Source organism: Paenibacillus sp. EZ-K15 (assembly GCF_002573715.1).
Classification (GTDB): Bacteria; Bacillota; Bacilli; order Paenibacillales; family Paenibacillaceae; genus Paenibacillus_AQ.
The window spans coordinates 37,217-62,510 of sequence record NZ_PDHM01000026.1 but is presented as its reverse complement, the minus strand read 5'-3'; the positions used below and the strand labels follow the sequence as shown (position 1 = coordinate 62,510).

General features: G+C 49.3%; 25 protein-coding genes and 1 other annotated feature. Of the genes, 23 read left to right on the top strand and 2 right to left on the bottom strand.

Features of this window, described 5'->3' with window-relative positions; genetic code table 11:
* The first annotated feature begins 19 nt into the window (after positions 1-19).
* The 4 genes from clpC (at position 20) to pssA (ending at position 6,270) form a co-directional block, all read left to right on the top strand.
* Positions 20-2,476 (top strand): ATP-dependent protease ATP-binding subunit ClpC, encoded by a 2,457-nt coding sequence (clpC, locus tag CRG97_RS29705; protein WP_098749114.1) that lies wholly within the window; start codon positions 20-22, stop codon positions 2,474-2,476.
* Positions 2,477-3,027: 551 nt separating this feature from the next.
* Positions 3,028-4,395, top strand: a complete 1,368-nt coding sequence (radA, locus tag CRG97_RS29700) for a DNA repair protein RadA (RefSeq protein ID WP_098749113.1) — start codon at positions 3,028-3,030, stop codon at positions 4,393-4,395.
* A 13-nt stretch (positions 4,396-4,408) separates the two neighbouring features.
* Positions 4,409-5,485, top strand: a complete 1,077-nt coding sequence (gene disA / locus CRG97_RS29695) for a DNA integrity scanning diadenylate cyclase DisA (RefSeq protein WP_076326243.1) — start codon at positions 4,409-4,411, stop codon at positions 5,483-5,485.
* Between the two features lie 50 nt (positions 5,486-5,535).
* The gene (gene pssA, locus CRG97_RS29690; RefSeq protein WP_098749112.1) at positions 5,536-6,270 is read left to right on the top strand and encodes a CDP-diacylglycerol--serine O-phosphatidyltransferase; all 735 of its coding nucleotides are present in this window, start codon (positions 5,536-5,538) and stop codon (positions 6,268-6,270) included.
* A 124-nt stretch (positions 6,271-6,394) separates the two neighbouring features.
* Here the strand turns inward: pssA and CRG97_RS29685 are convergent, their stop codons facing one another.
* A complete protein-coding gene (locus CRG97_RS29685; protein WP_098749111.1) occupies positions 6,395-6,790 on the bottom strand; it encodes a nucleoside triphosphate pyrophosphohydrolase family protein in 396 nt (131 codons plus the stop codon).
* A gap of 386 nt (positions 6,791-7,176) precedes the next feature.
* On the opposite strand from CRG97_RS29685, the gene CRG97_RS29680 reads away from it, so the two are divergent.
* The 4 genes from CRG97_RS29680 to gltX all read left to right on the top strand — a co-directional run bounded on the left by CRG97_RS29680 (position 7,177) and on the right by gltX (position 11,056).
* Entirely contained in the window at positions 7,177-8,265 is a 1,089-nt protein-coding gene (locus tag CRG97_RS29680) for a PIN/TRAM domain-containing protein (protein ID WP_076326240.1), read from the top strand.
* A gap of 77 nt (positions 8,266-8,342) precedes the next feature.
* Positions 8,343-9,038 carry a 2-C-methyl-D-erythritol 4-phosphate cytidylyltransferase gene (gene ispD, locus CRG97_RS29675; RefSeq protein WP_098749110.1) on the top strand — a complete coding sequence of 232 codons (696 nt, stop codon included), beginning with the start codon at positions 8,343-8,345 and terminating at the stop codon, positions 9,036-9,038.
* Entirely contained in the window at positions 9,035-9,523 is a 489-nt protein-coding gene (gene ispF, locus CRG97_RS29670; protein ID WP_098749109.1) for a 2-C-methyl-D-erythritol 2,4-cyclodiphosphate synthase, read from the top strand. Before ispD ends, ispF begins: the two co-directional genes overlap by 4 nt.
* A 69-nt stretch (positions 9,524-9,592) precedes the next feature.
* Positions 9,593-11,056 carry a glutamate--tRNA ligase gene (gene gltX / locus CRG97_RS29665; protein WP_098749108.1) on the top strand — a complete coding sequence of 488 codons (1,464 nt, stop codon included), beginning with the start codon at positions 9,593-9,595 and terminating at the stop codon, positions 11,054-11,056.
* A gap of 292 nt (positions 11,057-11,348) precedes the next feature.
* On the opposite strand, the gene CRG97_RS33040 is transcribed toward gltX, so the two are convergent.
* On the bottom strand, positions 11,349-11,564 hold the full coding sequence (locus tag CRG97_RS33040) for a hypothetical protein (RefSeq protein WP_153047519.1): 216 nt from the start codon (positions 11,562-11,564) through the stop codon (positions 11,349-11,351).
* 181 nt (positions 11,565-11,745) lie between these two features.
* Here CRG97_RS33040 and cysE point away from each other — a divergent pair, with 181 nt between their 5' ends.
* From cysE to rpoB, 15 genes are all read left to right on the top strand, one after another.
* A complete protein-coding gene (gene cysE, locus CRG97_RS29660) occupies positions 11,746-12,435 on the top strand; it encodes a serine O-acetyltransferase (protein WP_076326261.1) in 690 nt (229 codons plus the stop codon).
* A gap of 58 nt (positions 12,436-12,493) precedes the next feature.
* A complete protein-coding gene (gene cysS, locus CRG97_RS29655) occupies positions 12,494-13,900 on the top strand; it encodes a cysteine--tRNA ligase (RefSeq protein ID WP_098749107.1) in 1,407 nt (468 codons plus the stop codon).
* A complete protein-coding gene (locus tag CRG97_RS29650; RefSeq protein ID WP_098749106.1) occupies positions 13,897-14,340 on the top strand; it encodes a Mini-ribonuclease 3 in 444 nt (147 codons plus the stop codon). The genes cysS and CRG97_RS29650 overlap by 4 nt, the downstream gene beginning before the upstream one ends.
* An 88-nt stretch (positions 14,341-14,428) precedes the next feature.
* On the top strand, positions 14,429-15,181 hold the full coding sequence (gene rlmB, locus CRG97_RS29645; RefSeq protein ID WP_098749105.1) for a 23S rRNA (guanosine(2251)-2'-O)-methyltransferase RlmB: 753 nt from the start codon (positions 14,429-14,431) through the stop codon (positions 15,179-15,181).
* Between the two features lie 5 nt (positions 15,182-15,186).
* Positions 15,187-15,705, top strand: a complete 519-nt coding sequence (locus CRG97_RS29640) for an NYN domain-containing protein (RefSeq protein WP_076326260.1) — start codon at positions 15,187-15,189, stop codon at positions 15,703-15,705.
* Positions 15,706-15,910: 205 nt separating this feature from the next.
* Entirely contained in the window at positions 15,911-16,555 is a 645-nt protein-coding gene (gene sigH / locus CRG97_RS29635) for an RNA polymerase sporulation sigma factor SigH (RefSeq protein ID WP_006212942.1), read from the top strand.
* 575 nt (positions 16,556-17,130) lie between these two features.
* Entirely contained in the window at positions 17,131-17,280 is a 150-nt protein-coding gene (gene rpmG, locus CRG97_RS29630; protein ID WP_006212941.1) for a 50S ribosomal protein L33, read from the top strand.
* Positions 17,281-17,304: 24 nt separating this feature from the next.
* Positions 17,305-17,496 carry a preprotein translocase subunit SecE gene (secE, locus tag CRG97_RS29625; RefSeq protein WP_006212940.1) on the top strand — a complete coding sequence of 64 codons (192 nt, stop codon included), beginning with the start codon at positions 17,305-17,307 and terminating at the stop codon, positions 17,494-17,496.
* 21 nt (positions 17,497-17,517) lie between these two features.
* Positions 17,518-18,051 (top strand): transcription termination/antitermination protein NusG, encoded by a 534-nt coding sequence (nusG, locus tag CRG97_RS29620; protein WP_006212939.1) that lies wholly within the window; start codon positions 17,518-17,520, stop codon positions 18,049-18,051.
* Between the two features lie 71 nt (positions 18,052-18,122).
* On the top strand, positions 18,123-18,548 hold the full coding sequence (gene rplK, locus CRG97_RS29615; protein WP_076326233.1) for a 50S ribosomal protein L11: 426 nt from the start codon (positions 18,123-18,125) through the stop codon (positions 18,546-18,548).
* 80 nt (positions 18,549-18,628) lie between these two features.
* Positions 18,629-19,321, top strand: coding sequence for a 50S ribosomal protein L1 (rplA, locus tag CRG97_RS29610; protein ID WP_009591966.1), 693 nt, complete (start codon positions 18,629-18,631; stop codon positions 19,319-19,321).
* A 69-nt stretch (positions 19,322-19,390) separates the two neighbouring features.
* Positions 19,391-19,549: a sequence feature (ribosomal protein L10 leader region), on the top strand.
* A 58-nt stretch (positions 19,550-19,607) separates the two neighbouring features.
* Positions 19,608-20,111, top strand: a complete 504-nt coding sequence (gene rplJ, locus CRG97_RS29605; protein WP_009591975.1) for a 50S ribosomal protein L10 — start codon at positions 19,608-19,610, stop codon at positions 20,109-20,111.
* A gap of 67 nt (positions 20,112-20,178) precedes the next feature.
* Positions 20,179-20,541 (top strand): 50S ribosomal protein L7/L12, encoded by a 363-nt coding sequence (gene rplL / locus CRG97_RS29600; RefSeq protein ID WP_076326231.1) that lies wholly within the window; start codon positions 20,179-20,181, stop codon positions 20,539-20,541.
* A 183-nt stretch (positions 20,542-20,724) separates the two neighbouring features.
* Complete coding sequence (locus tag CRG97_RS29595; RefSeq protein ID WP_098749104.1) at positions 20,725-21,330, top strand: class I SAM-dependent methyltransferase; 606 nt, start codon at positions 20,725-20,727, stop codon at positions 21,328-21,330.
* Between the two features lie 348 nt (positions 21,331-21,678).
* Positions 21,679-25,224 carry a DNA-directed RNA polymerase subunit beta gene (rpoB, locus tag CRG97_RS29590; RefSeq protein WP_098749103.1) on the top strand — a complete coding sequence of 1,182 codons (3,546 nt, stop codon included), beginning with the start codon at positions 21,679-21,681 and terminating at the stop codon, positions 25,222-25,224.
* Positions 25,225-25,294 lie beyond the last annotated feature (70 nt).

Sequence of the window (25,294 nt, the reverse complement as noted above, 5' to 3'; positions counted from 1 at the left end):
AACGTGGAGGTGCAATACTATGATGTTTGGCAGATTTACGGAACGTGCACAAAAGGTGCTTGCATTGGCTCAGGAAGAAGCGGTACGTCTGGGTCACAACAATATCGGCACAGAACATATCCTGCTAGGACTTATTCGTGAAGGAGACGGCATTGCAGCCAAAGCGCTGATCGGACTTGGACTTGGTCTTGAGAAAATTCAGGATGAAGTCGAAACATTAATCGGACGCGGACAGGAGCAGCCTACCAACATTGCTTATACGCCTAGAGCGAAAAAGGTAATTGAGCTCTCCATGGACGAAGCTCGTAAGCTTGGTCATACCTATGTAGGTACTGAGCATATTCTGCTGGGGCTGATTCGCGAAGGCGAAGGGGTTGCAGCTCGTGTGCTAAACAACCTGGGCATTAGCTTGAATAAGGCTCGCCAGCAAGTACTGCAGCTGCTTGGCAGCAGTGAAGCGGTATCGAGCCATCATGGCACGCCGCAAAACGTAAGCACGCCTACACTCGACAGTCTCGCTCGCGATCTGACCGCCATTGCCAAAGAAGGCAACCTGGATCCGGTCATCGGACGCAGCAAAGAAATCGAGCGTGTGATTCAGGTGCTGAGCCGCCGTACGAAGAACAACCCGGTGTTGATTGGTGAACCAGGGGTGGGTAAGACGGCGATTGCCGAAGGCCTGGCACAACGCATCATTAACAATGAAATTCCGGAGACACTGCGCGACAAACGCGTCATGACGCTGGATATGGGCTCGGTTGTTGCTGGAACCAAATACCGCGGCGAGTTTGAGGATCGCCTGAAAAAAATTATGGATGAGATTCGTCAAGCAGGCAACATTGTTCTGTTCATCGATGAGCTCCATACCTTGATCGGTGCAGGCGGTGCAGAAGGAGCGATTGACGCTTCCAACATTCTTAAGCCATCATTGGCACGCGGAGAGCTTCAGTGCATCGGGGCAACCACACTGGACGAATACCGTAAATATATTGAAAAAGATGCGGCTCTCGAGCGCCGTTTCCAACCGATTACGGTGGATCAACCGTCGCCGGAGGAAGCCATTCAGATTCTGTATGGACTGCGTGACCGTTACGAAGCGCATCACCGCGTGAAAATTACGGATGAAGCGATCGAGCAGGCCGTGAAATTGTCCGATCGCTACATTACGGACCGTTTCCTGCCGGATAAAGCGATTGACCTGATTGACGAGGCCGGTTCGAAAGTTCGCCTTCATACGTATACCATACCGCCAAATCTAAAAGATCAGGAAGCGCATCTGGAGGACATCCGCAAAGAGAAGGATGCAGCTGTCCAAAGCCAGGAATTCGAGAAAGCTGCAGCGCTGCGCGATACGGAACAGAAACTGCGTGAAGAGCTTGAAGTTACGAAGAATCAATGGAAAGAAAAACAAGGACGTACCGATTCCGAGGTAACGCCGGAGGATATCGCCGACGTTGTTGCCAACTGGACCGGTATTCCTGTAAATAAACTGAAAGAAGAAGAGACCGAGCGTCTTCTGAATCTGGAAGAAATCCTCCACAGCCGCGTGATCGGTCAAGAGGAAGCGGTCAAAGCGGTCAGCCGTGCGGTTCGCCGGGCACGTGCAGGACTGAAAGATCCGAAGCGTCCAATGGGCTCCTTCATCTTCTTGGGTCCTACCGGGGTAGGTAAAACCGAGCTGGCACGCGCCCTTGCGGAAGCGATGTTCGGAGACGAGAATGCGGTTGTGCGGATCGATATGTCCGAGTACATGGAGAAGCATTCCACATCACGTCTCGTCGGAGCGCCTCCGGGATATGTCGGCTACGAAGAAGGCGGTCAGCTGACCGAGAAGGTACGCCGCAAACCATATTCCGTTGTGCTCCTCGATGAGATCGAGAAGGCACACCCTGAGGTATTCAACATCTTGCTTCAAGTGCTGGAAGACGGACGCTTGACCGACTCCAAGGGCCGCGTGGTGGACTTCCGCAACACCCTGATCATTCTGACCTCCAACGTGGGAGCGGAAGCGATCAAGAAGAACTCTACGCTTGGCTTTACTGCAGTGACGGATGCAGGTCGCGATTATAACAATATGAAAGGCAAAGTGATGGATGAGCTCAAGAAGAGCTTCCGTCCGGAGTTCTTGAACCGGATTGACGAGATCATCGTATTCCACTCTCTGGAAGAGAAACACATTGCCGAAATCGTGACATTGATGTCCGACGAGCTGCGTAAACGTCTGAAGGAATTCGAGGTGCATTTCGAGCTCACAGACAAAGCGAAGGCTTTCATTGCGAAGGAAGGATACGATCCGGCCTTTGGTGCCCGCCCGCTGCGCCGGGCTATCCAGAAGCACATCGAGGATCGTCTCTCCGAGGAGCTGCTGAGAGGTACTGTGGCCAAGGGTGATTCGCTCACCATTGATGAGGCAAACGGCGAGCTGGTTGTACACAAGAACGAGAGCGTCACTGCCGCATCAGCTGAAACGGAATAAGCTCGAACAACGTTACCCCGCTGGATTTAAATCCGGCGGGGTTTTTGTTTTTAATTAGAAGGGAAGATGAAGGTTTATGGGCAGAAACATGGATGCTCAGAAGTTATGTGAATGAAATGACCGAGGCTGTTTATATCGATAAATAATTAGGCATATGGATGAATGGCGAATTAAGAAAACAGACCCTCATGTATCAACCGTAGCGAAGCGGACGGAATCGTTCTGAAGAAGCGACAGCGTTCGCCTTTAAAACCGGGAAACCACCATGATTCCAATTCCAGTTTCCTGGTTTTAACAGCGATCGTAAGAACGATCCGGCAGCGAAGCGGACATGTGTGGTTTACATGTACTTATGTTTGATAAATTGCAGCAAAAATAATGTCATTCTGCCCCGGACCCTTCAAATTTGAAACAAATCCTTCTCATCTCCGCGTAAAGTTTCCAATTAACCTTTACGTTGAATTATAAGAAATGGTAAACTTTGAGTAATGCCTGATTTTGCAGGGTTTTACGAAATCCGACAAATGATGTGCGACATAAAGGAGACTCACATGGCAAAAACTAAAACGAAATTTTTCTGTACCGAGTGCGGCTATGAAGCGCCCAAATGGTTCGGAAAATGTCCGGGCTGCCAATCATGGAATTCCATGGTAGAAGAGACCGAGACGGTAATCAAGACGCAGGGGATGAATTCCCCTCTTTTTCATAGTAAAGAAAAACCCCTTTCGATCATAAATATAGAAAGCGGTAAAGAACCCAGAATCCAGACGGGCATTGCGGAATTGAACCGTGTGCTCGGCGGCGGGCTTGTTCCGGGCTCGCTGGTGTTAGTCGGCGGTGACCCCGGCATCGGCAAATCCACGCTGCTGCTGCAAGCCTCCAATCGATTGGCCCAGAACGGTATTCGCGTTCTGTACATTTCCGGTGAGGAATCCGTACGCCAGACCAAACTGCGTGCAGATCGGCTCGGGGCACTGTCTCCGGAGCTGTTTGTCCTGTGTGAAACCAATCTGGAATCGATTGAGGAAGCCATTGAGAACGTAAAGCCTGGCTTTGTTGTCATTGACTCCATTCAGACGGTGTATTTGCCGGAGGTAACCAGTGCGCCGGGCAGCGTTTCCCAGGTGCGGGAGTGTACGGCACGCTTCATGCGATTGGCGAAGGTGAAGGGCATAGCGACTGTCCTGGTCGGTCATGTGACCAAGGAAGGCGCTATTGCAGGCCCAAGGATGCTGGAGCACATGGTGGACTGTGTGCTTTATTTTGAAGGAGAGCGTCACCATACTTACCGTTTGCTTCGTGCGGTAAAGAACCGTTTCGGTTCGACGAATGAGATTGGCATTTTTGAGATGGGGGAGGATGGACTTCGGGAAGTCGGGAATCCATCGGAACTGTTTTTATCTGAACGGCCCTTAGGGGTAGCGGGTTCGACCGTTGTTGCAAGCATGGAGGGAACTCGTCCGGTTCTGGTCGAGCTGCAGGCGCTCATCTCCACAACCCACTTCCCGTCCCCGCGCCGGATGGGCACAGGGGTGGACCATCACCGCATGAATCTAATCATCGCCGTGCTGGAGAAACGGATGGGCATGTACCTGCAAACGCAAGACGCCTATCTGAATGTTGCCGGCGGCGTGAAGCTTGATGAACCAGCAGTGGATTTGGCCATAGCGGTTAGCATTGCATCCAGCTTCCGCGACATTCCGACCAAGCCGTATGATGTCATTTTTGGCGAGGTTGGTCTGACCGGCGAGGTTCGTGCCGTTTCCAGAGCGGAACAAAGGGTAAGGGAAGCCGAGAAGCTGGGCTTTAAACGCGTACTCATGCCGGAGAAGAGTTTAAAGGGATGGAAGCATCCGAAAGGAATACAAATTATAGGAGTAAACACCGTTGCAGATGCATTAGCGGTTGCGTTAGATTAGGGGGCATACGAAGGTGAAAGAAACGAGCCAACTGGACAAAATGAATGATTTGCTAAAGCTGGTAGCACCGGGAACGCCGTTTCGCGACGGACTGGAGAACGTGCTGCGGGCAAAGACGGGCGCCCTGATCGTTGTGGGCTACAGCCCGGAAGTAATGGAAGTTGTCGACGGCGGCTTCTCCATTAATTGCGATTTTTCGCCAAACTATTTATACGAGCTGGCCAAGATGGACGGCGCCATCATCCTGAGTGAAGACTTGAAACGTATCTTATATGCGAATACACAGCTGATTCCGGATTCTTCGATCTCTTCCATCGAGACGGGGATACGGCACAGAACAGCGGAGCGGGTAGCGAAACAGACAGGCAAGCTGGTTGTGTCCATCTCGCAGCGCCGAAACATTATTACGCTGTATCAAGGATCGTTGCGGTATGCATTGAAGGAAATCGGCGTAATCTTAACCAAGGCGAATCAGGCTATACAGACCTTGGAGCGATACCGAGTGGTGCTTAATCAATCGCTCACCAACCTCTCGGCATCTGAATTTGAAGAATTGGTCACCATTCCGGAAGTCGTGAATGTGATTCAGCGCGTCGAGATGGTGCTCCGCATCAAGAAGGAGATCAAGCGCTATATCAACGAGCTCGGCAACGAAGGTCGTCTGATCAGCATGCAGATGGATGAGCTTGTAAGCAATATAGAGGAAGAGGCATGGCTGCTGTATGCGGACTATGCCCGGGAATACAGCGAGGAGAAGATCCGCGAGATCATTCTTGCGCTGAAGCGTTCAACGGATGAGGAACTGCTGGACATTCACCATATTGTAAGGCTTCTTGGCTATCCAGCTTCTGCCGCTGCTTCGGAGGAAGAAATACTGCCGCGTGGTTACCGGATTTTGAACAAAATCCCGCGCCTTCCGAATGTGATCGTTCGTAATCTGGTCGACCAGTTCCATGATTTATCCAGCATTATGATCGCTTCCATCCATGAACTTGATGAAGTGGACGGGATTGGCGAAGTTCGTGCACGCACCATTAAAGAAGGCCTGAAACGATTGCAAGAACAAGTATTTATTGACAGACAAATCTAAAAGACCTACAATCGATGTTCGTACGTAACATTAATGAGGTGAATAAAAAAATGACGAAATCAATTCCGAACATGTTTACTTTAGGTAATCTGTTTCTCGGAATGATTGGTATCATCTTGGCGACGGAAGGTCGAACGAGTATGGCCGCCATTATGATTATCATTGCCATGCTCCTTGATGGACTGGACGGTCGGGTAGCTCGGGCATTGAATGCCCAAAGCGAGCTCGGCAAGGAACTTGACTCATTATCCGATGTAATATCATTTGGCGTAGCACCGGCACTCATTATGTATACCGTAGCGTTTACGGATATTAATACAGCACTGGCTTGGACAGTGACCGCCATATTTCCGATGTGCGGCGCATTGCGTCTTGCAAGATTTAATGTTCGTCCGGGCATACCGGGATATTTTATCGGCCTGCCGATCCCCGCTGCGGGAGGCGTGCTGGCAACCTTGGCGTTATTCCATGAAGAGATTACAGCAACTTATATGATTATTGCCGTACTTCTACTTTCTTATCTCATGGTTAGCGCAGTCAAGTACCCGAACTTCAAGAAGATTGGCATTCCGAAAACAGCGATTAAATTTACCCCGCTTGTCATCATTGGCGCAGTCATGGTTGCCGTGTTCTTACCAGAGCAGACCTCCAAGCTGATATTCTTGCCATTGGTCCTGTACGCAGGTTATGGCTTACAGCAGAATTTCCGCCGACTGACCCGCAAAAAACGTCGTAAAAAGGATGATCCCAAATCAGATGAGGCCTATCAATCCTCTGACCGATAGAACGGATTTGTGTGACATATATCCAAATAAAAAGCATTTATTTCCCTGCTAGCGCAGCGAGATAAATGCTTTTTTTGTATGCATGGAGTACCTTGCCGTTACGAACCGTCTTCATGTTAGCGGTTTACGACAGGTTAAAAATACCCAATGTGGAGCATTTCTGCGACTCCTTGTCAACTACCTCATCCAGTTGAATGTCCAGAAGATTCGCAAGAGCAGACATATAAAATAGGTTGCGGCCAAGCTCGGTGCTTACCGCTTCACGGCAATTCTCGCACAGATGGCCTTCGACGTGCGTGCCAGCTAATTCCCGGGCTGATTCGAGATCAGAGCCCATATCGAAGGATTGCTTCGTGGCGTGGAGCTCGATGCATCCGCATTCTGTGATGGCCTTGGTTACGGCCCGGTTGACTGAAGCATTGCTTTGACCATTTTTAGACAGAACATCCAAGAGACTGCGGTGACGGAGCAACAATTCGGAAACTTGGTCCTGAAAAGCCTGTAAACTAGGAGCGCTCATTTATACATCCACCTCGATATTATGAATTGAGTTCATTATATTCCACTACTTCAGGCGATTTCAACCAATTTCAGGTGTCTGAAGGCGGTCAATTCCATTTGTGAGGTTGATGTCAGTACACGTCAAAGCCTGATGGGGGTAGGCGAAACGGGTAGGATATGGGGATATGGAAATATGATAAAAAAAACGTCAACAGGCGTACTTTTACAGAAGATAGACTGCATATTTGAGGATGTTTTTCTTGCGATTATCCAATTCATTTGGTTTCACTGAAAACTTTTATCTTAAAAAAGATGGGTCGGCACGATTACGACTTTATAAATTGGACCATACTGGAAAATAGAAGCAAAGATATTCATGTATAAAAAGGAGGTGTGCGGAAGCTCATGGTAAAAAAAGCCATTTTAGCATTTACAGTATTATGCGGAGCATGGGGCGGGTATACGTTATATCATACAATGGAACGGTCTTTCTCAGGGCTCTCGCCTATTTTTGGACAAGGTTTATTTGCAGCGGGAAGCGGAGCCTTCGCGGTGCTTGGAGGATTATTGTTTGGCATGATCGGCGTGCTGTCAGCGGATCGGGTAACGAGATGGCTGCATAGCCTGATCTCTTCGTTCTCCCGGATTCCGATGAATGAGCTGGCTGCGGGTACCGCCGGACTGTTGAGCGGCCTGCTGCTGTCTGTATTGCTGTCACCAGGGTTGTCCTTGCTCGGACAAGCAGGGCAGCTGCTGCAGGTTGGCATTACGCTCCTTGGCGGTTACATCGGGTTTCGCATTGGACTAGAGAAGAAGGATGAACTGGCTTCTCTATGGATGTCGGGCAAGTGGAGTCAAGCTGCTGAGCCTGAGGGCCGGCGCATAGAGGAACATAAAATTTTGGATACGAGTGTCATCATTGACGGGAGAATTGCAGATATTTGCAAGACCGGATTTATCGAAGGAACGATTGTCATTCCTGAGTTTGTTCTGGAGGAGCTTCAGCATATTGCGGATTCCTCAGACCTTCTTAAGCGAAATCGCGGCCGGCGGGGTCTTGATATTTTGAACAAAATCCAGAAAGAGCTGGACGTCAAGGTACTCATTTATGAAGGGGACTTTGAGGAAATATCCGAAGTCGACAGCAAGCTGGTGAAACTGGCCAAAGTGCTTCAAGGCAAAGTGGTCACGAATGATTTCAACTTGAATAAGGTATGTGAGCTGCAGGGTGTGTCGGTACTGAACATTAATGATCTCGCCAACGCGGTGAAGCCGGTAGTTCTGCCAGGGGAGGAAATTCTGGTACAGATTATCAAGGACGGCAAGGAGCATGGTCAAGGCGTCGCTTATTTGGATGACGGCACGATGATCGTCGTGGAAGGCGGTCGCGAGTACATCGGCACGATGATGGAGGTTCTCGTTACCAGCGTACTGCAAACCTCGGCGGGCCGGATGATCTTCGCGAAACCAAAACTGTTGGAAAAAGCCCAGTAAAGGGGTATGATGGGGATATACATATCCGCTATTCGTCCGTTTGGGACGTGTTGGGTGAGACAGGAGTTTGGTGCTTGATGAGTAACTTCGGCGCTGTCATTGTAGCGGCGGGAAAAGGAACGAGGATGGGCACCCGGGAGAGCAAGCAGTACTTGGCTCTGAACGGAAAGCCCATTATCGTTCATACGCTTGAAGTATTCAGCCGGATACCATGGCTGCAGGAAATTGTGCTTGTGACTGGGATGGAGGATGTCCCTCGCTGCGAATCCTGGATTCAGGAATACAGTTTGAACAAGGTGTCCGCTGTAATCCCCGGGGGAAGCGAGAGGCAGCAGTCCGTATACCAAGGCATCAAGCAAATTTCTTCAGAGTGGGTAATGATACATGACGGCGTAAGGCCGTTTGTAACGCAAGAGGAAATTGAAGTCTGCCGCGATGCGGCAATCCGTGAGGGCGCCTCGGTACTTGGGGTTCCCGTGAAGGATACGATTAAACAGGTGAACGGTAAGGGGCTGATTACAGGTACCCCGGACCGTCAAAGTCTGTGGGCCGTCCAGACCCCACAGGCTTTTCGTCTTTCCGACCTGCTGTCTGCACATGAGGCTGCAGCGAAGGATGGGTTTACAGGCACTGACGATGCCATGCTGATGGAGCGAGCAGGGCATCCGGTAACCGTGGTGGAGGGGAAATACAGCAATATTAAGATCACCACACCGGAGGATCTGGAATATGCAGCTTTTTTACAGAAACGTAAGGGAGAGGACATGGGATGATTCGAGTAGGACAGGGGTTTGACGTACATCAGCTCGTAGAAGGAAGGCCGTGCATCATCGGAGGCGTCACGATTCCTTATGACAAGGGGCTTCTCGGGCACTCCGACGCCGACGTGCTGCTGCATGCCGTAACGGACGCGATTTTGGGAGCGCTTGGGCTTGGCGACATTGGTCGTCATTTTCCCGATAACGATCCTGCCTTTAAAGACGCCGACAGCCTGAAGCTTTTGGAGCAGGTATGGGTCATGGCGAAGGAACGCGGGTATAGACTTGGTAATATCGATTCTACAATTATTGCGCAGAAGCCGAAGATGGCGCCATATATTCCGCAAATGGCGGAAGTGATCGCCAAAGCGCTGGATGCCGAGGTGGATCAGGTTAACGTGAAGGCGACCACCACCGAGCAGCTCGGGTTTACTGGCAGGGGCGAAGGTATCGCCGCGCAATCGGTTGTCTGCCTCGTAAAAGGTATGCTATCATCTTGAAGTATGTGTTCAATAAGGGAGTTTTTTGAGCTAGGAATCTTGAAAGAATAGGGAAGCGGAGGGGTTACAATGACCGGAGAAGTCCGCGTGCGCTATGCACCGAGTCCAACGGGACATTTACATATCGGCAATGCCAGAACGGCATTATTCAATTATTTATTTGCCCGCAAGAACAACGGGAAATTCATTATCCGCATCGAGGATACGGATGTGAAACGCAACGTAGAAGGCGGAGAGCAAAGCCAGCTGAAATACTTGAAGTGGTTGGGCATGGACTGGGATGAGAGCGTGGATGTCGGAGGCGAGTACGGACCTTATCGCCAGACCGAGCGTCTTGATATTTATAAAGAATATTGGCAGGACCTTCTGGATCGCGGGCTTGCTTACCGCTGCTATTGCACGGAGGAAGAGCTGGAGCAGGAGCGGGAAGAGCAGATGGCTCGCGGCGAAACGCCGCGCTATTCCGGGAAGCATCGGGATTTGACGGAAGAGCAGCGTCAGGCACTTGAGGCTGAAGGCCGTGTGGCCAGCATCCGCTTCCGCGTTCCGGAAGATCGTATCTACACGTTCGATGACATGGTGAAGGGCACGATTTCGTTTAACAGCAAAGAGACCGGCGACTTCGTCATTGTTAAAAAAGACGGCATTCCTACCTACAATTTCGCTGTAGCTTTGGACGATCATTTGATGAAGATCAGCCATGTGCTCCGCGGGGAGGATCATATCTCCAATACGCCGCGTCAGCTGATGATCTATGAAGCCTTTGGCTGGGAGCCGCCTCAGTTCGGACATATGACCCTGATCGTGGGCGAGGATCACAAGAAGCTGAGCAAGCGTAATGAATCGATCATTCAGTTCATTGAGCAGTATGACCAGCTTGGCTATTTGCCTGAAGCGCTGTTCAACTTCATCTCGCTGCTTGGCTGGTCTCCGGAAGGGGAAGAGGAAGTGTTCTCCCAAGAGCAGCTGATCTCGATCTTTGATGAGCATCGACTATCCAAGAGCCCTGCGGTATTCGATACGAACAAGCTGGCTCATCTGAACAACACGTATATCAAGAATGCGGATCCGGATCGGATTGCCGATCTAGCCATTCCGCATTTGCAGAAAGCCAGCCGCTTGCCGTCCGAGCTTACGGCCGAGCAAGAGGAATGGGCACGCGCGCTCGTGGCGCTCTACCAGGAGCAGATGACTGCTGCTGCGGATATCGTGGATCTGTCGGAAGTGTTCTTCCGCACACATCTGGAGCTGGATGCCGAAGGGATTGAAGTGATGGGCGGCGAGCAGGTGCCTGCCGTATTGTCGGCATTCCTTGCGAAGATCGAGCAGTCGGATGAGTTTAACGCTCCGAAGATTGCGACACTGATCAAGGAAGTCCAGAAGGAGACCGGATTTAAGGGCAAACAGCTCTTTATGCCGATCCGCGTAGCCTTGACGGGACAAACCCATGGCCGGGACCTGAACCAGACGATTTGGCTGCTTGGCAGGGATCGCGTGCTTGACCGTTTGCGTTCTCAGATCAAAGGCGCATAATTCGGGCGGCTTCTTCGAATAAACGTTCCTTGTCAGCCCGTATATCATCAGTTATAATTACACCAAACTATAAGTGAAATATTCTTTGATCTAGCCGAGCATTATATTGGGACATTTACTCATACAGGGAAGTAGCGGAGAGGACGGAATCGTGCTGAAGAAGCAAAGCGTTCGCCTTTGTTTTCGGATTTCAACCTTAATTTGGGTAGTTCAGGAAATCCGAAAACAACAGCGATCGGAAGCATGATCCGTTAGCGCAGCGTCTCTAGTGAACAATGTGGACATTTATGGCCTAGATCAACAAATATAAACGTATAAAAGCTACGATCAGGAGAAGTACGCGTAAAACAGGCACGTTCCAGAGAGGACAATCGGCAGAAGACAAGGACCACTTGAATTTGCCGGCTGAGAGTTGTCCCGTCGCCTGCAGCGGAAATGCACCTGTGAGCTGCATGGTTGAAGCGAACACAATCGTTAGATCATGCCGGTCGTCTGCCGTTAATGACATGAAGAGAATCGGTAGAATCCGTCCCTGACGAAGGGAGGAGGCTTGTGCCGGTTCTAAGCAGAGTGGAACCGCGGTCTAGCGCCTCTGCAGCGATAAGCTGCAGGGGCGTTTTTTATTTACAGGAATAACGATGGATGGCAAGTTGCATGCGCGATTGGAAGAGGGGAAAGAGGGAGCGTTCATGTTTAAACAGATGAAATCGGATATTCGGACAGTGTTCGAGAATGACCCGGCTGCCCGGGGACTTTTTGAAGTGGTATTCACCTACTCGGGGCTTCACGCACTGTGGGCGCACCGGGTAGCTCATGCATTATTTAAGCGGCGATGGTATACGCTGGCACGGTTGATCTCCCAGTTCAGCCGGTTTATGACAGGGATTGAGATTCATCCGGGAGCCCGTATCGGGCATCGGCTGTTCATAGACCATGGGATGGGGGTTGTCATTGGAGAGACCTGTGAGATTGGGGATGACGTGGTGATCTACCAAGGGGTTACGCTTGGTGGAACCGGTAAGGAGAAAGGCAAGCGGCACCCGACCATCGGCAACAACGTGGTCATCGGATCGGGGGCGAAAGTGCTAGGTTCCTTTACGATTGGGGATAACTGTAACATTGGTTCCAATGCAGTCGTACTAAGACCAGTCCCCCAAAACAGCACCGTTGTCGGCAATCCGGGAAAAATCGTCAAACAGAACGGGGAGCGGGTGCGCGACCGGCTGGATCACACGAATCTGCCCGATCCGATTGTGGATATGCTGCGTTCAATGCAGAAGGAGATCGATCAGCTCCGGGCGGAGCTTCATGAGAGCAAACGAAACCAGCCTAAAGGCATGGTATCCGAGGTCGTTGTGTCTTCGGCCAAAGAAGAGTAAACCCGTAAGCCGTGAAGGAACAATAAGCGATGGAATGAAAGGATTGAGATGATACCCTATGGCACTTCAAATCTATAACACGTTAACCCGTATGAAAGAAACGTTTGTTGCTCAGGAACCTGGAAAGGTAAAGATCTACGTGTGCGGTCCTACCGTGTACGATTATATCCATATCGGGAATGCCCGTCCGATGATCTTTTTCGACGTGGTTCGAGCTTATTTTGAGAATCAGGGTAATGATGTGAACTATGTGGTGAACTTTACGGATGTAGATGACAAAATGATCCGGAAAGCAGAGCAAACCGGTACTACCGTTCCGGAGGTCGCGGATAAGTTTATTAACGCCTATTACGAGGATCTGGACGGTCTCGGTATACCAAGAGCGACATTAAATCCGCGGGTAACGGACAATATGGAGAGCATTATTGAATTTATCCAGGAGCTCATTGACCGCGACTTTGCTTATGAGAACGGGGGAGATGTTTTCTACCGGACCCGCAAATTTGACGATTACGGCAAGCTGTCCCAGCAAAATCTCGATGAGCTGCAATTTGGTATCCGAATTGAAGTGGATAAGCGGAAAGAAAACCCGGAGGACTTCGTGCTATGGAAAGCTGCGAAGCCCGGAGAGATCTACTGGAGCAGTCCTTGGGGCGACGGCCGGCCGGGCTGGCATATTGAGTGCTCCGCCATGGCCCGTCGTTATCTTGGGGATACGCTGGATATCCATGGCGGCGGTCAAGACCTGCAGTTTCCGCACCATGAATGCGAAGTGGCGCAGTCCGAGGCGCTGACAGGCAAACCGCTGGCGAACTATTGGATGCACAATGGTTATATCCGCATCAATAACGAGAAAATGTCGAAATCGCTAGGTAATGGTGTATTGGTTAAGGAACTTCGTGAACAATATACAAAAGAAGCTGTCCGCTATTTCATGTTGTCCACCCACTACCGCAACCCGCTGAATTATAGCGATGAGGTGATGGAGCAGGCACAGAACAGCGTGGAACGTCTGGCGAATGCGGCGGCTAATGTCGAGCATCGATTGAGTACCGCGATCGGCTCGAAGGACGATAACGTAAGCCAGGAAGTTGCGGATAAAATATCGGCCGTCCTTGTCGAATTTCACCAGAAAATGCAGGACGATTTCAACACGCCGGACGCCATCACCGCTATGTTCCAATGGGCCAGCGAGGCGAATCAGCTGCTGAAGGAAGCCTCGATTCCTGCGGCGGACCTGCATGAAGTGCTGCGTGCTTTCAACGAAATGAACGGCGTGCTGCGCATCGTAAATACAGGCACGGATGAATTGCTGGATGAGGAGATTGAAGCTCTGATTGCCGAACGTATCGAAGCCCGGAAGAATAAAAACTGGGCGCGAGCGGATGAAATCCGCGACAAGCTGGCGGACGAAGGCATCGTGCTTGAGGATACGGCGCAAGGTATGCGCTGGCGGCGTAAATGAGCGGGCCTGAGCATCATGATCCCGCAGTAGGCTGGTTCGATTTTCCGCCGTCGAAGCCGGCCCGGTTAATCCCGCCCATCGTGCTTGCCTATATCGGAGATGCTATTTATGAGGTGGCAGTGCGGCAGTTTTTGATATCAAGAGCTAATCTCCGACCCCATCACTTGCACCGGACAGCAACAGGATTTGTGTCGGCGAAGGCACAGAGCCGAATATTGGCTTATCTGGATCCGGAGCTGACGGAAGAAGAACGCGATGTTGTGCGTCAAGGACGCAATGCCAAATCAGGCAGCATCCCCAAAAATGCCGACGTGCTCGAATATCGGCATGCAACGGCATTTGAGACGCTCGTTGGGTATTTATATTATACGGGGGAGCAGGATCGTCTCCGTGAGCTCATTGGGAAGAGCATCGAGTATATTGAGGGGTCTGTTAAATAGACCGTCAGGCAATAGAGCATCAACATTGAAACGATACAGCCGGTGTTTCTCAAGGGGGACGCCGGCTGATATGCAGGAGGAGACCTACATGTTGCAAGAAGAGGAAGTAGTAGCTGGTAAGCACTCCGTAACGGAAGCGCTCAAATCAGGACGTACGATCAATAAAATATGGATTGCCGAAAATGCGCAAAAACATCTGACCCTGCCGATCATCGCGGAAGCGAAGAAACTGGGCATTGTCATTCAGCATGTGGACAAACGCAAGCTGGATCAGATGGTTCCAGGGGTACAGCATCAAGGCGTGGTTGCCCAAGCGGCACCGTATGCCTACGTGGAAGTGGAAGATTTGCTGAAGGTTGCGGAGGAAAAAGGCGAACCGCCTTTCTTGCTGCTGCTTGACGAGATCGAGGATCCGCACAATCTGGGCTCGATTCTCCGTACGGCAGACTGCACGGGTGCTCATGGCGTCATACTGCCTAAGCGCAGATCCGCACAAGTAACGGCAACGGTATCCAAAACATCTGCTGGCGCCGTAGAGTATGTGCCCGTAGCCAGAGTGACCAATCTGGGCCAAACCATCGATCAGCTGAAGGAAATGGGCGTGTGGGTTGTCGGAACCGTTGTTGATGCCGTTCAGGAATTGTATGACACTGAGGTTTTTGACGGGCCGGTTGCTATCGTTATCGGTAATGAGAGTAAAGGAATGGGGCGTCTGATCCGTGAAAAATGCGATGTGCTTGTGAAACTGCCGATGGCCGGAAAAATTAACTCGCTTAACGCCTCGGTTGCCGCAGGTGTCGTTATGTACGAAGTGATTCGCCGTCGCCGCCTTCAAGGTTAGCAATGATGGCCGATTGGCGGGATGTGCTGCTGGTCGACGGTTATAATATGATCGGCGGCTGGCCATATCTTGCGAAGCTCGCCAATAGCAGCATGCATGATGCGCGAGACCTGCTGCTGGAGAAATTAGCGGATTACCAGGCGTATTCCGGCCTCAGAGTCGTGGTGATTTTTGACGCATACCGGGTCCCTGGACTGGGGAAATCCTACACGCAAGGCAAGGTTCAGGTGTTTTTTACGAAGGAGAAAGAAACCGCCGATGAGTGCATTGAACGGCTAGTCGGAGAGTTCAGCCACCGCCGGCGAAAAATTTATGTGGCGACCAGCGATTTAATTGAGCAGCATGTGATTTTTGCTCGGGGAGCACTCAGGTTGTCCGCCCGGGAATTGCTAAACGAAGTGGAACAGAGCGAGCGCGAAGTGAAGCAGAAAATAACGAAAGAGCAGACCAAGAGCCGGAATACACTTGACGGGAAGCTGCCGCCAGATGTGAGACAGATGTTCGAGCGCTGGCGAAGGGAATAGAACTGTTTTACACAATAGGGACGAAAGGTCGGCTCATTTGGAGAATGAAAACGGTATATGAATCTACGAAAAAGTTTACATTAAATGTTATTATCGGTCTATTTTAGGTAGAACGTGGTTGACGGTCTAGTAGACATCATATATACTTGTCATATATTTCAAGCGAGTGACGGGCTACCGTGCGTTCCGGGCCGGAGGGATTCTATTGAGTGTGGACCTCAAGGAAGTCATGTTGTCAGGGTATGATGTGATAAGCGATGAAGACATTGTCGAGGCGGTCCGCGAGGGTGACAGCGGGGCGCTGGAGTATTTGATCAATAAATACCGGAATTTTGTACGTGCTAAAGCCCGTTCCTATTTTCTGATTGGCGCTGACCGGGAAGATATTGTCCAGGAAGGCATGATCGGGCTGTACAAGGCAATTCGTGATTTTAAAGGGGATAAGCTGTCTTCGTTCAAGGCCTTTGCCGAGCTCTGCATTACTAGACAGATCATTACGGCAATTAAGACCGCTACGAGACAGAAGCATATTCCGCTCAATTCGTATGTCTCATTGGACAAGCCGATTTATGATGAGGATTCGGACCGCACGCTGTTGGATGTCATTTGTGGCACTGCGGTAAGCGATCCGGAGGAACTGATTATTAATCAAGAGGAATTTGTCGGCCTGGAAGACAAGATGTCAGAAATTTTAAGCGATCTGGAACGGAAAGTCCTGATGCTCTATTTGGACGGTCGATCCTATCAAGAGATTGCGGTAGATTTAAGGCGTCATGTAAAATCGATTGACAATGCACTCCAGCGGGTAAAGCGAAAGCTTGAACGTTATCTGGAAGTCAGGGATAATTAATAGCAAGTGTCGGATAAGAAGCAGAAGGCTCAATCAGAGCCTTTTTTTAATTGCCTGATCGTTTTTTTAAATCAGGATGGCCGGCGAATGATCTCCGTATACTTTGTGGCCATTATTTTTAGTTGGCAGACAGGATAGGACGATAATCAAGGATGTCCATTTTCGCAAAACGCAAAATGTGTAATATTTGGTGTTTCATCTGTTGGAAGATTGAACATACTGGATATAGACTAAATGCTATGCAGGATGGACAAAGACTGTGAAACGCCACAGTTTTTTACAGCGAGGTGTTTACAATATTCCGGGGACGAATTCCCTGGTTTAGCTGGCAATGGCATTTATTGCAGCCCACAATCAGAGAGAAAAAGGCTTGAAATGGCGCTACCCTTGTGATAAAGTGTTTTAGGTAGGCCTAAATTCGCGTGTTTTATGAATGGATCGTTGTTACAGTTTTTGGAACAACGGTTTTATTCATCTCGCAGAAATAACCGGGTTTCGATGAGAACAAGGTTGTTTCTACTAGGATCAATATCGATTCTTCTGACAAAGAAGGACGTCTTCGGGAGGTGCACATCATGCGGGTAATTATCACTTTGGCTTGTACAAGCTGCAAACAAAGAAACTACACAACCACCAAAAACAAGCGAAATCACCCCGACCGCATGGAGATGAAGAAATTTTGCAAGTTCTGTAACGAGCAAACTCCTCATCGCGAAACCAGATAGTTTTCTTTTGGAGGTGTAGTCGGCGTGAAACGTGGTTTCAAGTCTCTGTTTTCCTTTTTCTCTGAAAGCTGGGCGGAACTTAAAAAAGTTCGCTGGCCCAATCGTAAAGAACTGACGAACTATACTTTAATTGTTCTCGGCACCATAGTGTTTGTCACGATTTATTTTTGGGTTGTAGACATCGGTATTTCCGCTGTGATCGAAGCGATAATTTAGAAGGGTCCCAGGTGGCTTGATATGGAAAAAAGATGGTACGTAGTTCATACCTACTCTGGGTATGAGAATAAAGTCAAAGCCAATTTGGAAAAACGTGTCGAGTCCATGGGCATGGAGGACAAAATATTCCGCGTTCTTGTTCCAATGGAAGAAGAAATCGTAAACAAAGACGGTAAGAAAAAAACCGTCATGCGTAAAGTTTACCCGGGATATGTCTTGGTCGAAATGATTCAGACCGATGATTCTTGGTATGTTGTCCGCAATACACCAGGAGTGACCGGTTTTGTTGGTTCGACAGGGTCCGGTTCTAAACCGACGCCTTTGCTTCCAGAAGAAGTAGAACAGATTCTGAAGCATATGGGCATGGAAGAGCCGAAACCGAAGATCGAATTCGACATCAAGGAATCCGTTCGTATCAAGGTTGGTCCTTTTGCGAATTTTGTGGGCTCCGTGGAAGAGATTTTGGCTGAAAAGAGCAAGTTGAAAGTTCACGTCAACATGTTTGGACGGGAAACCCCGCTGGAGTTGGATTATACTCAAGTGGAGAAGATTTAATTCTTCAGGTTTCTTGTGGGAGGGCGTGTCAAAGCGTCCGCTACCACTATTGATGCAAGGAGGTGTCAACCATGGCTAAGAAAGTTATCAAGATTGTGAAACTGCAGATTCCTGCAGGTAAAGCGAATCCGGCTCCTCCAGTAGGTCCTGCATTGGGTCAAGCAGGTGTCAACATCATGGCATTCTGTAAAGAATTCAACGCACGTACTGCTGATCAAGCTGGTCTGATCATTCCGGTTGAAATTTCGGTGTTTGAAGATCGTTCCTTTACATTCATCACTAAAACTCCACCGGCTGCTGTTCTGCTTCGTGTGGCTGCTAAGATCGAAAAAGGATCCGGCGAGCCTAACAAGAAGAAAGTGGCTACTGTTAAGCGTGACGCTGTTCGTCAAATCGCTGAAACAAAAATGCCTGACCTGAACGCTGCATCTGTTGAAGCTGCAATGAAGATGGTAGAAGGTACTGCCCGTAGTATGGGTATCACAATCGAAGACTAATTGTCTCTCGATTGAAACCGGACGAGGTTCGGATTATGTGGGAGGAAATTCCGCTAACACCACAAAGGAGGAAAACAAACATGGCTAAACACGGTAAGAAATACGTTGAAGCTGCGAAGCTGATTGACAGCGAAGCAACTTATGAGCCTTTGGAAGCTGTAGAGCTTGTGAAGAAGGCTGCAACTGCCAAATTCGACGAAACTGTTGAAGCGGCTGTACGTTTGGGTGTAGACCCACGTAAACAAGACCAGGCTGTTCGTGGTGTTGTTGTCTTGCCTCACGGCACAGGTAAAACACAACGCGTTCTGGTATTTGCAAAAGGTGAAAAAGCGAAAGAGGCAGAAGCAGCTGGCGCTGATTTTGTTGGCGATCAAGACATGATCAACAAAATTCAACAAGGCTGGTTCGAGTTTGATGTCTGCGTAGCTACACCTGATATGATGAGTGAAGTCGGTAAACTTGGCCGTCTGCTCGGTGGTAAAGGCCTGATGCCTAACCCTAAAGCTGGTACGGTTACATTCGATGTTGCTAAGGCTGTTCAAGAAATCAAAGCCGGTAAAATCGAGTACCGTCTGGACAAAGCAGGTCAAATTCACGCGCCGATCGGTAAAGTGTCTTTCGATGCAGCTCAATTGAATGAGAACCTCAAAGCTCTCATCGATGCATTGAATCGTGCGAAACCAGCTGCTGCTAAAGGTGTTTACCTGAAAGGTATCGCTGTTTCCTCGACTATGGGACCAAGCGCTCGCGTGAACACAACCGTTTACAGATAATATTACCATTGACTTTGGTCAATGAAGTTTGATATTATGTAACAGTTGTGAGTCTTCGAGACTGACCCTTAAAGTTGAATATGCTTACCGTAGACAGTAGGTGCCCTAAGCAGGCTTAATTTCCTACCGAGGTGTTATGATAGAACGTCAACAATTTGTCCGGTTACACCGGCCAAATGATGATTCATCAGGCCTTCGTGATTCTACGGAGGCTTTTTTAGTGCCCGTAGGAAGAGCGGAGAGCTTGATGCTCTTACGCTACTAATACAACCAGGAGGTGTAATCATTGGCAAACGCAAAAGTGATTCAAGCGAAACAAGAAGCGGTTGATGTCGTTGCTGCTAAGCTGCGCGAAAGCGTATCGACAGTAGTTGCTGACTATCGCGGACTGAACGTTGCGCAAGTAACTGAACTTCGTAAACAGCTTCGTGAAGCTGGCGTCGAGTTCCAAGTACTGAAAAACACACTGCTTCGCCGTGCAACTGCGGCAGCAGAGCTGACTGATCTGGACGAAGTCCTGACTGGTCCAACAGCTGTTGCATTTGGTACCAATGACGCTGTCGCTCCAGCAAAAATCCTTAACGATTTTGCTAAGAAAAACGACGCGTTGAAATTGAAAGGCGGCGTAGTAGAAGGCCGTGTAATCGGAGAGAGCGAAATCAAAGCTCTGGCAGAACTTCCGTCCCGCGAAGGTCTCCTCTCCATGCTCCTCAGCGTGCTTCAAGCTCCAGTGCGCAACTTCGCGCTTGCAGTTAAGGCTGTTGCTGAGAAGGAAGAACAAGGCGCGTAAGCTTTGTCTTGCTGAAGCTGTGTAACAACAACTATAAAATCTTAATAATAAATGGAGGTTCAACCCAATGAGCAAAGAGCAAATCTTGGAAGCAATTAAAGGTATGTCCGTTCTGGAACTGAACGATCTTGTAAAAGCAATCGAAGAAGAATTTGGTGTAACTGCTGCAGCTCCAGTAGCTGTTGTAGGTGGCGCTGGTGCAGCTGAAGCTGCTGAGCAATCCGAATTTGACGTAATCCTGACTAGCGCAGGCGCGTCCAAAATCAACGTAATCAAAGTGGTTCGCGAAATCACAGGTCTTGGCTTGAAAGAAGCAAAAGAACTGGTTGACAACGCTCCAAAACCATTGAAAGAAAAAGTAGCTAAAGAAGAAGCAGAAGCTGTTAAAGCTAAATTGGAAGAAGCAGGCGCATCCGTAGAAGTTAAGTAATTAGCTTCTTGAGATTCATGTCAGCAAGAATCAAACCCCTTGAATATTTGTTCAAGGGGTTTGTTATTGTGGCGGGGAGATCACAAGGTACTGATTCTCCGCAACTAAGGTTATACTGGAATAAGAGCGCTTAAGAGTGAAATATCATAGGCGGGTAGACTTTGATTCAAGACGGAGGAAATGATGCCGAATCAACATTATTACTCGAATCAGCCGGAAATTGCTCATGACCGTAAGGAGTTAAAGACGGAGCTTCGGGGGCAGACTTTCAACTTTATCAGTGACGCGGGCGTATTCTCTAAGAGTGGCGTGGATTATGGCAGCAAGGTATTAATAGAGGCTATGGACTTTAACCAGCATGCCCAAGTGTTGGATGTAGGCTGTGGATATGGTCCGATCGGTCTGTCGGCGGCAAGAATGGCTGCGCAAGGACATGTGACGATGATCGACATCAATAGCCGCGCTGTCGAATTAGCCAAGGAGAATGCGAAACGTAATGGTATATCCAATGTGACCATCTTGGAGAGCGATTTGTTTGCCGCGGTGCAGGATCAGCAATTTGACGTGGTTCTAACCAATCCGCCGATTCGTGCCGGGAAAGAGACGGTACATGCTATATTTGAAGAATCGTGGAAGCATTTGCGTGAGAATGGGCAACTGTGGGTTGTGATTCAGAAGAAGCAAGGCGCACCTTCAGCGAAAGCGAAACTGGAGAGTTTATTTCATCAGGTTGAGGAAGTAACGAAGGATAAAGGATACCGGATATTCAGAGCGACTAAATCTTCTTAAAATAGTTCGACTAGGCTGTTGACTTGGGTATGCTGGTATGGTATTATTATAAAATGTCAGTATTAGGATGGTCTCTTTGTCTTTAGTTGGCTGAAATGTCAAGACTTAATGTGTGGAAAGATGCATAAAGTCGATCATATTGACGTATAATATGTACATTTTGGGCAAATCTACAGGATATGAGATGATTATCATAACCATGGATAAGCTGCTCTTTTTTCGAAAAGGTATTCGATAAGGGCTTTTCTCTATTTATGGGAGTGTCCTCTGTATGTTCCATTATAGTGTTACAAACAGAGGTTCGCAATGAAATTTTTAAAGTGAGTAGACATGAGGGGTGAGTTTAAGTTGGCAGGACATCTTGTTCAATATGGTCGACGCACTCGGCGGAGTTATGCTCGTATTAACGAGGTACTCGAAGTTCCGAACCTGATTGAAATCCAACAAAAATCTTATGAATGGTTTTTGGAGGAAGGACTCCGCGAAATGTTCCAGGACATCTCGCCGATTCAGGATTTCACAGGTAATTTGGTACTAGAGTTCATTGACTACAGCCTTGGAGAACCGAAATACACCGTCGATGACGCGAAAGAACGCGACGTTACTTATGCGGCGCCGCTCCGCGTGAAAGTCCGGCTCATTAACAAGGAGACCGGAGAGGTCAAGGAGCAGGAAGTGTTCATGGGAGACTTCCCGTTAATGACGGAAACCGGAACATTCATTATCAATGGTGCCGAACGGGTTATTGTCAGCCAGTTGGTTCGCTCTCCCAGCGTCTATTTCAGCACAAAAGTGGATAAAAACGGTAAAACGACGTACACTGCAACAGTTATCCCTAACCGCGGCGCTTGGCTTGAACTGGAGATGGACGCGAAGGACATTATCTATGTCCGGATCGACCGTACCCGTAAAATCCCTGTAACGGTACTTTTACGTGCACTTGGTTTTGGGACAGATGCCGAGATTTTGGATCTTCTGGGCAATGATGAATATATTCAGAATACGCTGGATAAAGACAACACCGACTCCACGGAAAAAGCGCTCATTGAAATCTATGAACGTCTTCGTCCGGGCGAGCCGCCAACACTAGAGAATGCGAAGAGCCTTCTCGTTGCCCGTTTCTTCGATCCGAAGCGTTATGATTTGGCTAACGTTGGTCGTTACAAGATCAACAAGAAGCTTCATATCAAGAACCGTCTCTTTAATCAACGTTTGGCAGAGAGTTTGATAGACATCGATACGGGTGAGATCATTGCAGAAGCTGGTCAAACCGTAGACCGCCGTCTTTTGGACGAGATCATGCCTTACCTTGAGAAGAGCGTAGGCTTTAAGAATTATCATGTCACCGGCGGTGTGATGGACAGCGAGGATATCCCGCTGCAAACGATCGATGTATTCTCTCCAACTGAGGATGCAAAAGTCGTGAAGGTCATCGCGAACGCAAACATTGATAAATCCGTGAAGCACATTACGCAGGCGGATATCATTTCTTCCATCAGCTACTTCATCAACTTGCTGCATGGAATCGGCAATACGGATGATATCGACCACCTGGGTAACCGTCGTCTGCGTTCTGTAGGCGAATTGCTTCAAAATCAGTTCCGTATCGGTTTGTCCCGGATGGAACGTGTCGTTCGTGAAAGAATGTCGATTCAGGATGCGAACGTGATTACGCCGCAGGCGCTCATCAACATACGTCCGGTTATCGCATCGATTAAAGAGTTCTTCGGCAGCTCCCAGCTGTCCCAGTTCATGGATCAGACCAACCCGCTTGCGGAACTGACGCATAAACGTCGTCTGTCTGCTCTTGGACCCGGTGGTTTGACTCGTGAGCGTGCGGGCTTTGAAGTGCGGGACGTTCACCACAGTCACTATGGCCGTATGTGTCCGATCGAGACGCCGGAGGGACCGAACATCGGTCTGATCAACTCCTTGTCGACGTTTGCGCGCATCAACGAATATGGCTTCATTGAAGCTCCGTATCGTTGGGTGGATCCGAAGACCGGTAAAGTAACGGACCAAATCGATTACCTGACTGCAGACGAAGAGGATAACTATATCGTTGCCCAGGCGAACGCCGAGCTTAATGAAGATGGTACCTTCACTGACGAAATGGTTATCGTCCGTTATAACAAGCAATCCGATAACATCCTTCCTATGCCAAGCGACCGTGTAGACTACATGGACGTTTCGCCGAAGCAGGTAGTGTCGGTAGCGACGGCGCTCATTCCGTTCCTTGAGAACGATGACTCCAACCGCGCGCTGATGGGATCCAACATGCAGCGGCAGGCTGTTCCACTTCTTATTCCTAAAGCTCCGCTGGTCGGAACCGGAATGGAACACAAGTCTGCGAAAGACTCCGGTGTATGTATTGTGTCCAAACATGACGGGATTATTGAACGTTCATCCGCTAATGAAATCTGGGTCCGCCGTGTGGAAAATGTCGACGGACAAGAAGTCAAAGGCGATCTTATTAAACATAAATTACACAAATTTATGCGTTCGAACCAAGGGACATGCATCAATCAGCGTCCAATCGTTAAACGCGGCGATGTCATCAAAAAAGGTGATATTCTCGCAGACGGTCCATCCACGGAGATGGGCGAATTGGCACTGGGCCGCAACGTTGTTGTGGCGTTCATGACTTGGGAAGGTTACAACTACGAGGATGCGATTCTTCTCTCCGAGAAACTGGTCAAAGAGGACGTGTACACTTCGATTCATATCGAGGAGTACGAATCCGAAGCTCGTGACACGAAGCTCGGACCGGAAGAAATTACGCGTGATATTCCTAACGTAGGGGAAGAAGCGCTGAAGAACCTTGACGAGCGCGGAATTATCCGCATCGGTGCCGAAATCAGCGCTGGAGACATCCTCGTGGGTAAGGTAACACCTAAGGGTGTAACCGAACTGACGGCGGAAGAGCGTCTCCTGCATGCGATCTTTGGTGAGAAGGCTCGCGAAGTGCGCGATACCTCGCTGCGCGTTCCTCACGGTAGTGACGGGATCATCGTGGACGTGAAGGTATTTACACGTGAGAACGGTGACGAATTGCCGCCGGGCGTTAACCAACTGGTTCGTGTTTACATCGCACAGAAACGTAAAATCTCCGAAGGTGACAAAATGGCCGGACGTCACGGTAACAAAGGTGTCGTTGCCCGTATTTTGCCTGAAGAAGATATGCCGTTCCTGCCAGATGGCACGCCGGTTCAAGTTGTGTTGAACCCTCTAGGGGTTCCATCACGGATGAACATCGGTCAGGTGCTCGAGGTTCACTTGGGTATGGCTGCCCTCCAGCTCGGCATTCACGTGGCTTCACCGGTATTTGACGGAGCCAGCGAGTATGATGTGTTTGATACGATGGAAGAAGCAGGCATGCAGCGCAATGGTAAGACCGTATTGTACGACGGACGGACGGGTGAACGTTTTGAACGTGAAGTTACCGTCGGCGTCATGCATATGATCAAACTCGCGCACATGGTTGATGATAAAATTCACGCCCGTTCTACGGGACCATATTCACTCGTTACGCAGCAGCCGCTGGGTGGTAAAGCTCAGTTCGGTGGACAGCGCTTCGGTGAGATGGAAGTGTGGGCACTTGAAGCTTACGGTGCTGCCTATACGCTGCAAGAAATTCTTACCGTCAAGTCGGATGACGTGGTCGGCCGGGTGAAAACCTACGAATCCATCGTCAAGGGCGAGAACGTTCCGGAACCGGGTGTTCCTGAATCGTTCAAGGTATTGATTAAAGAGCTTCAGTCTCTCGGTATGGACGTCAAAATCCTGAGCGAGAATGAAGAGGAAATCGAGATGAAAGAACTCGATGACGAAGACGATGCTCAAGGTGATAAACTGAGCCTTAACTTGGAAGGCACTGAAGTCGGAGTGGAATAACGGTCAATCATTCACCCCCGTCGGCTTATAGGTCGGCGGTGGTGTTATGGTCGTATAGCACATAAATAGG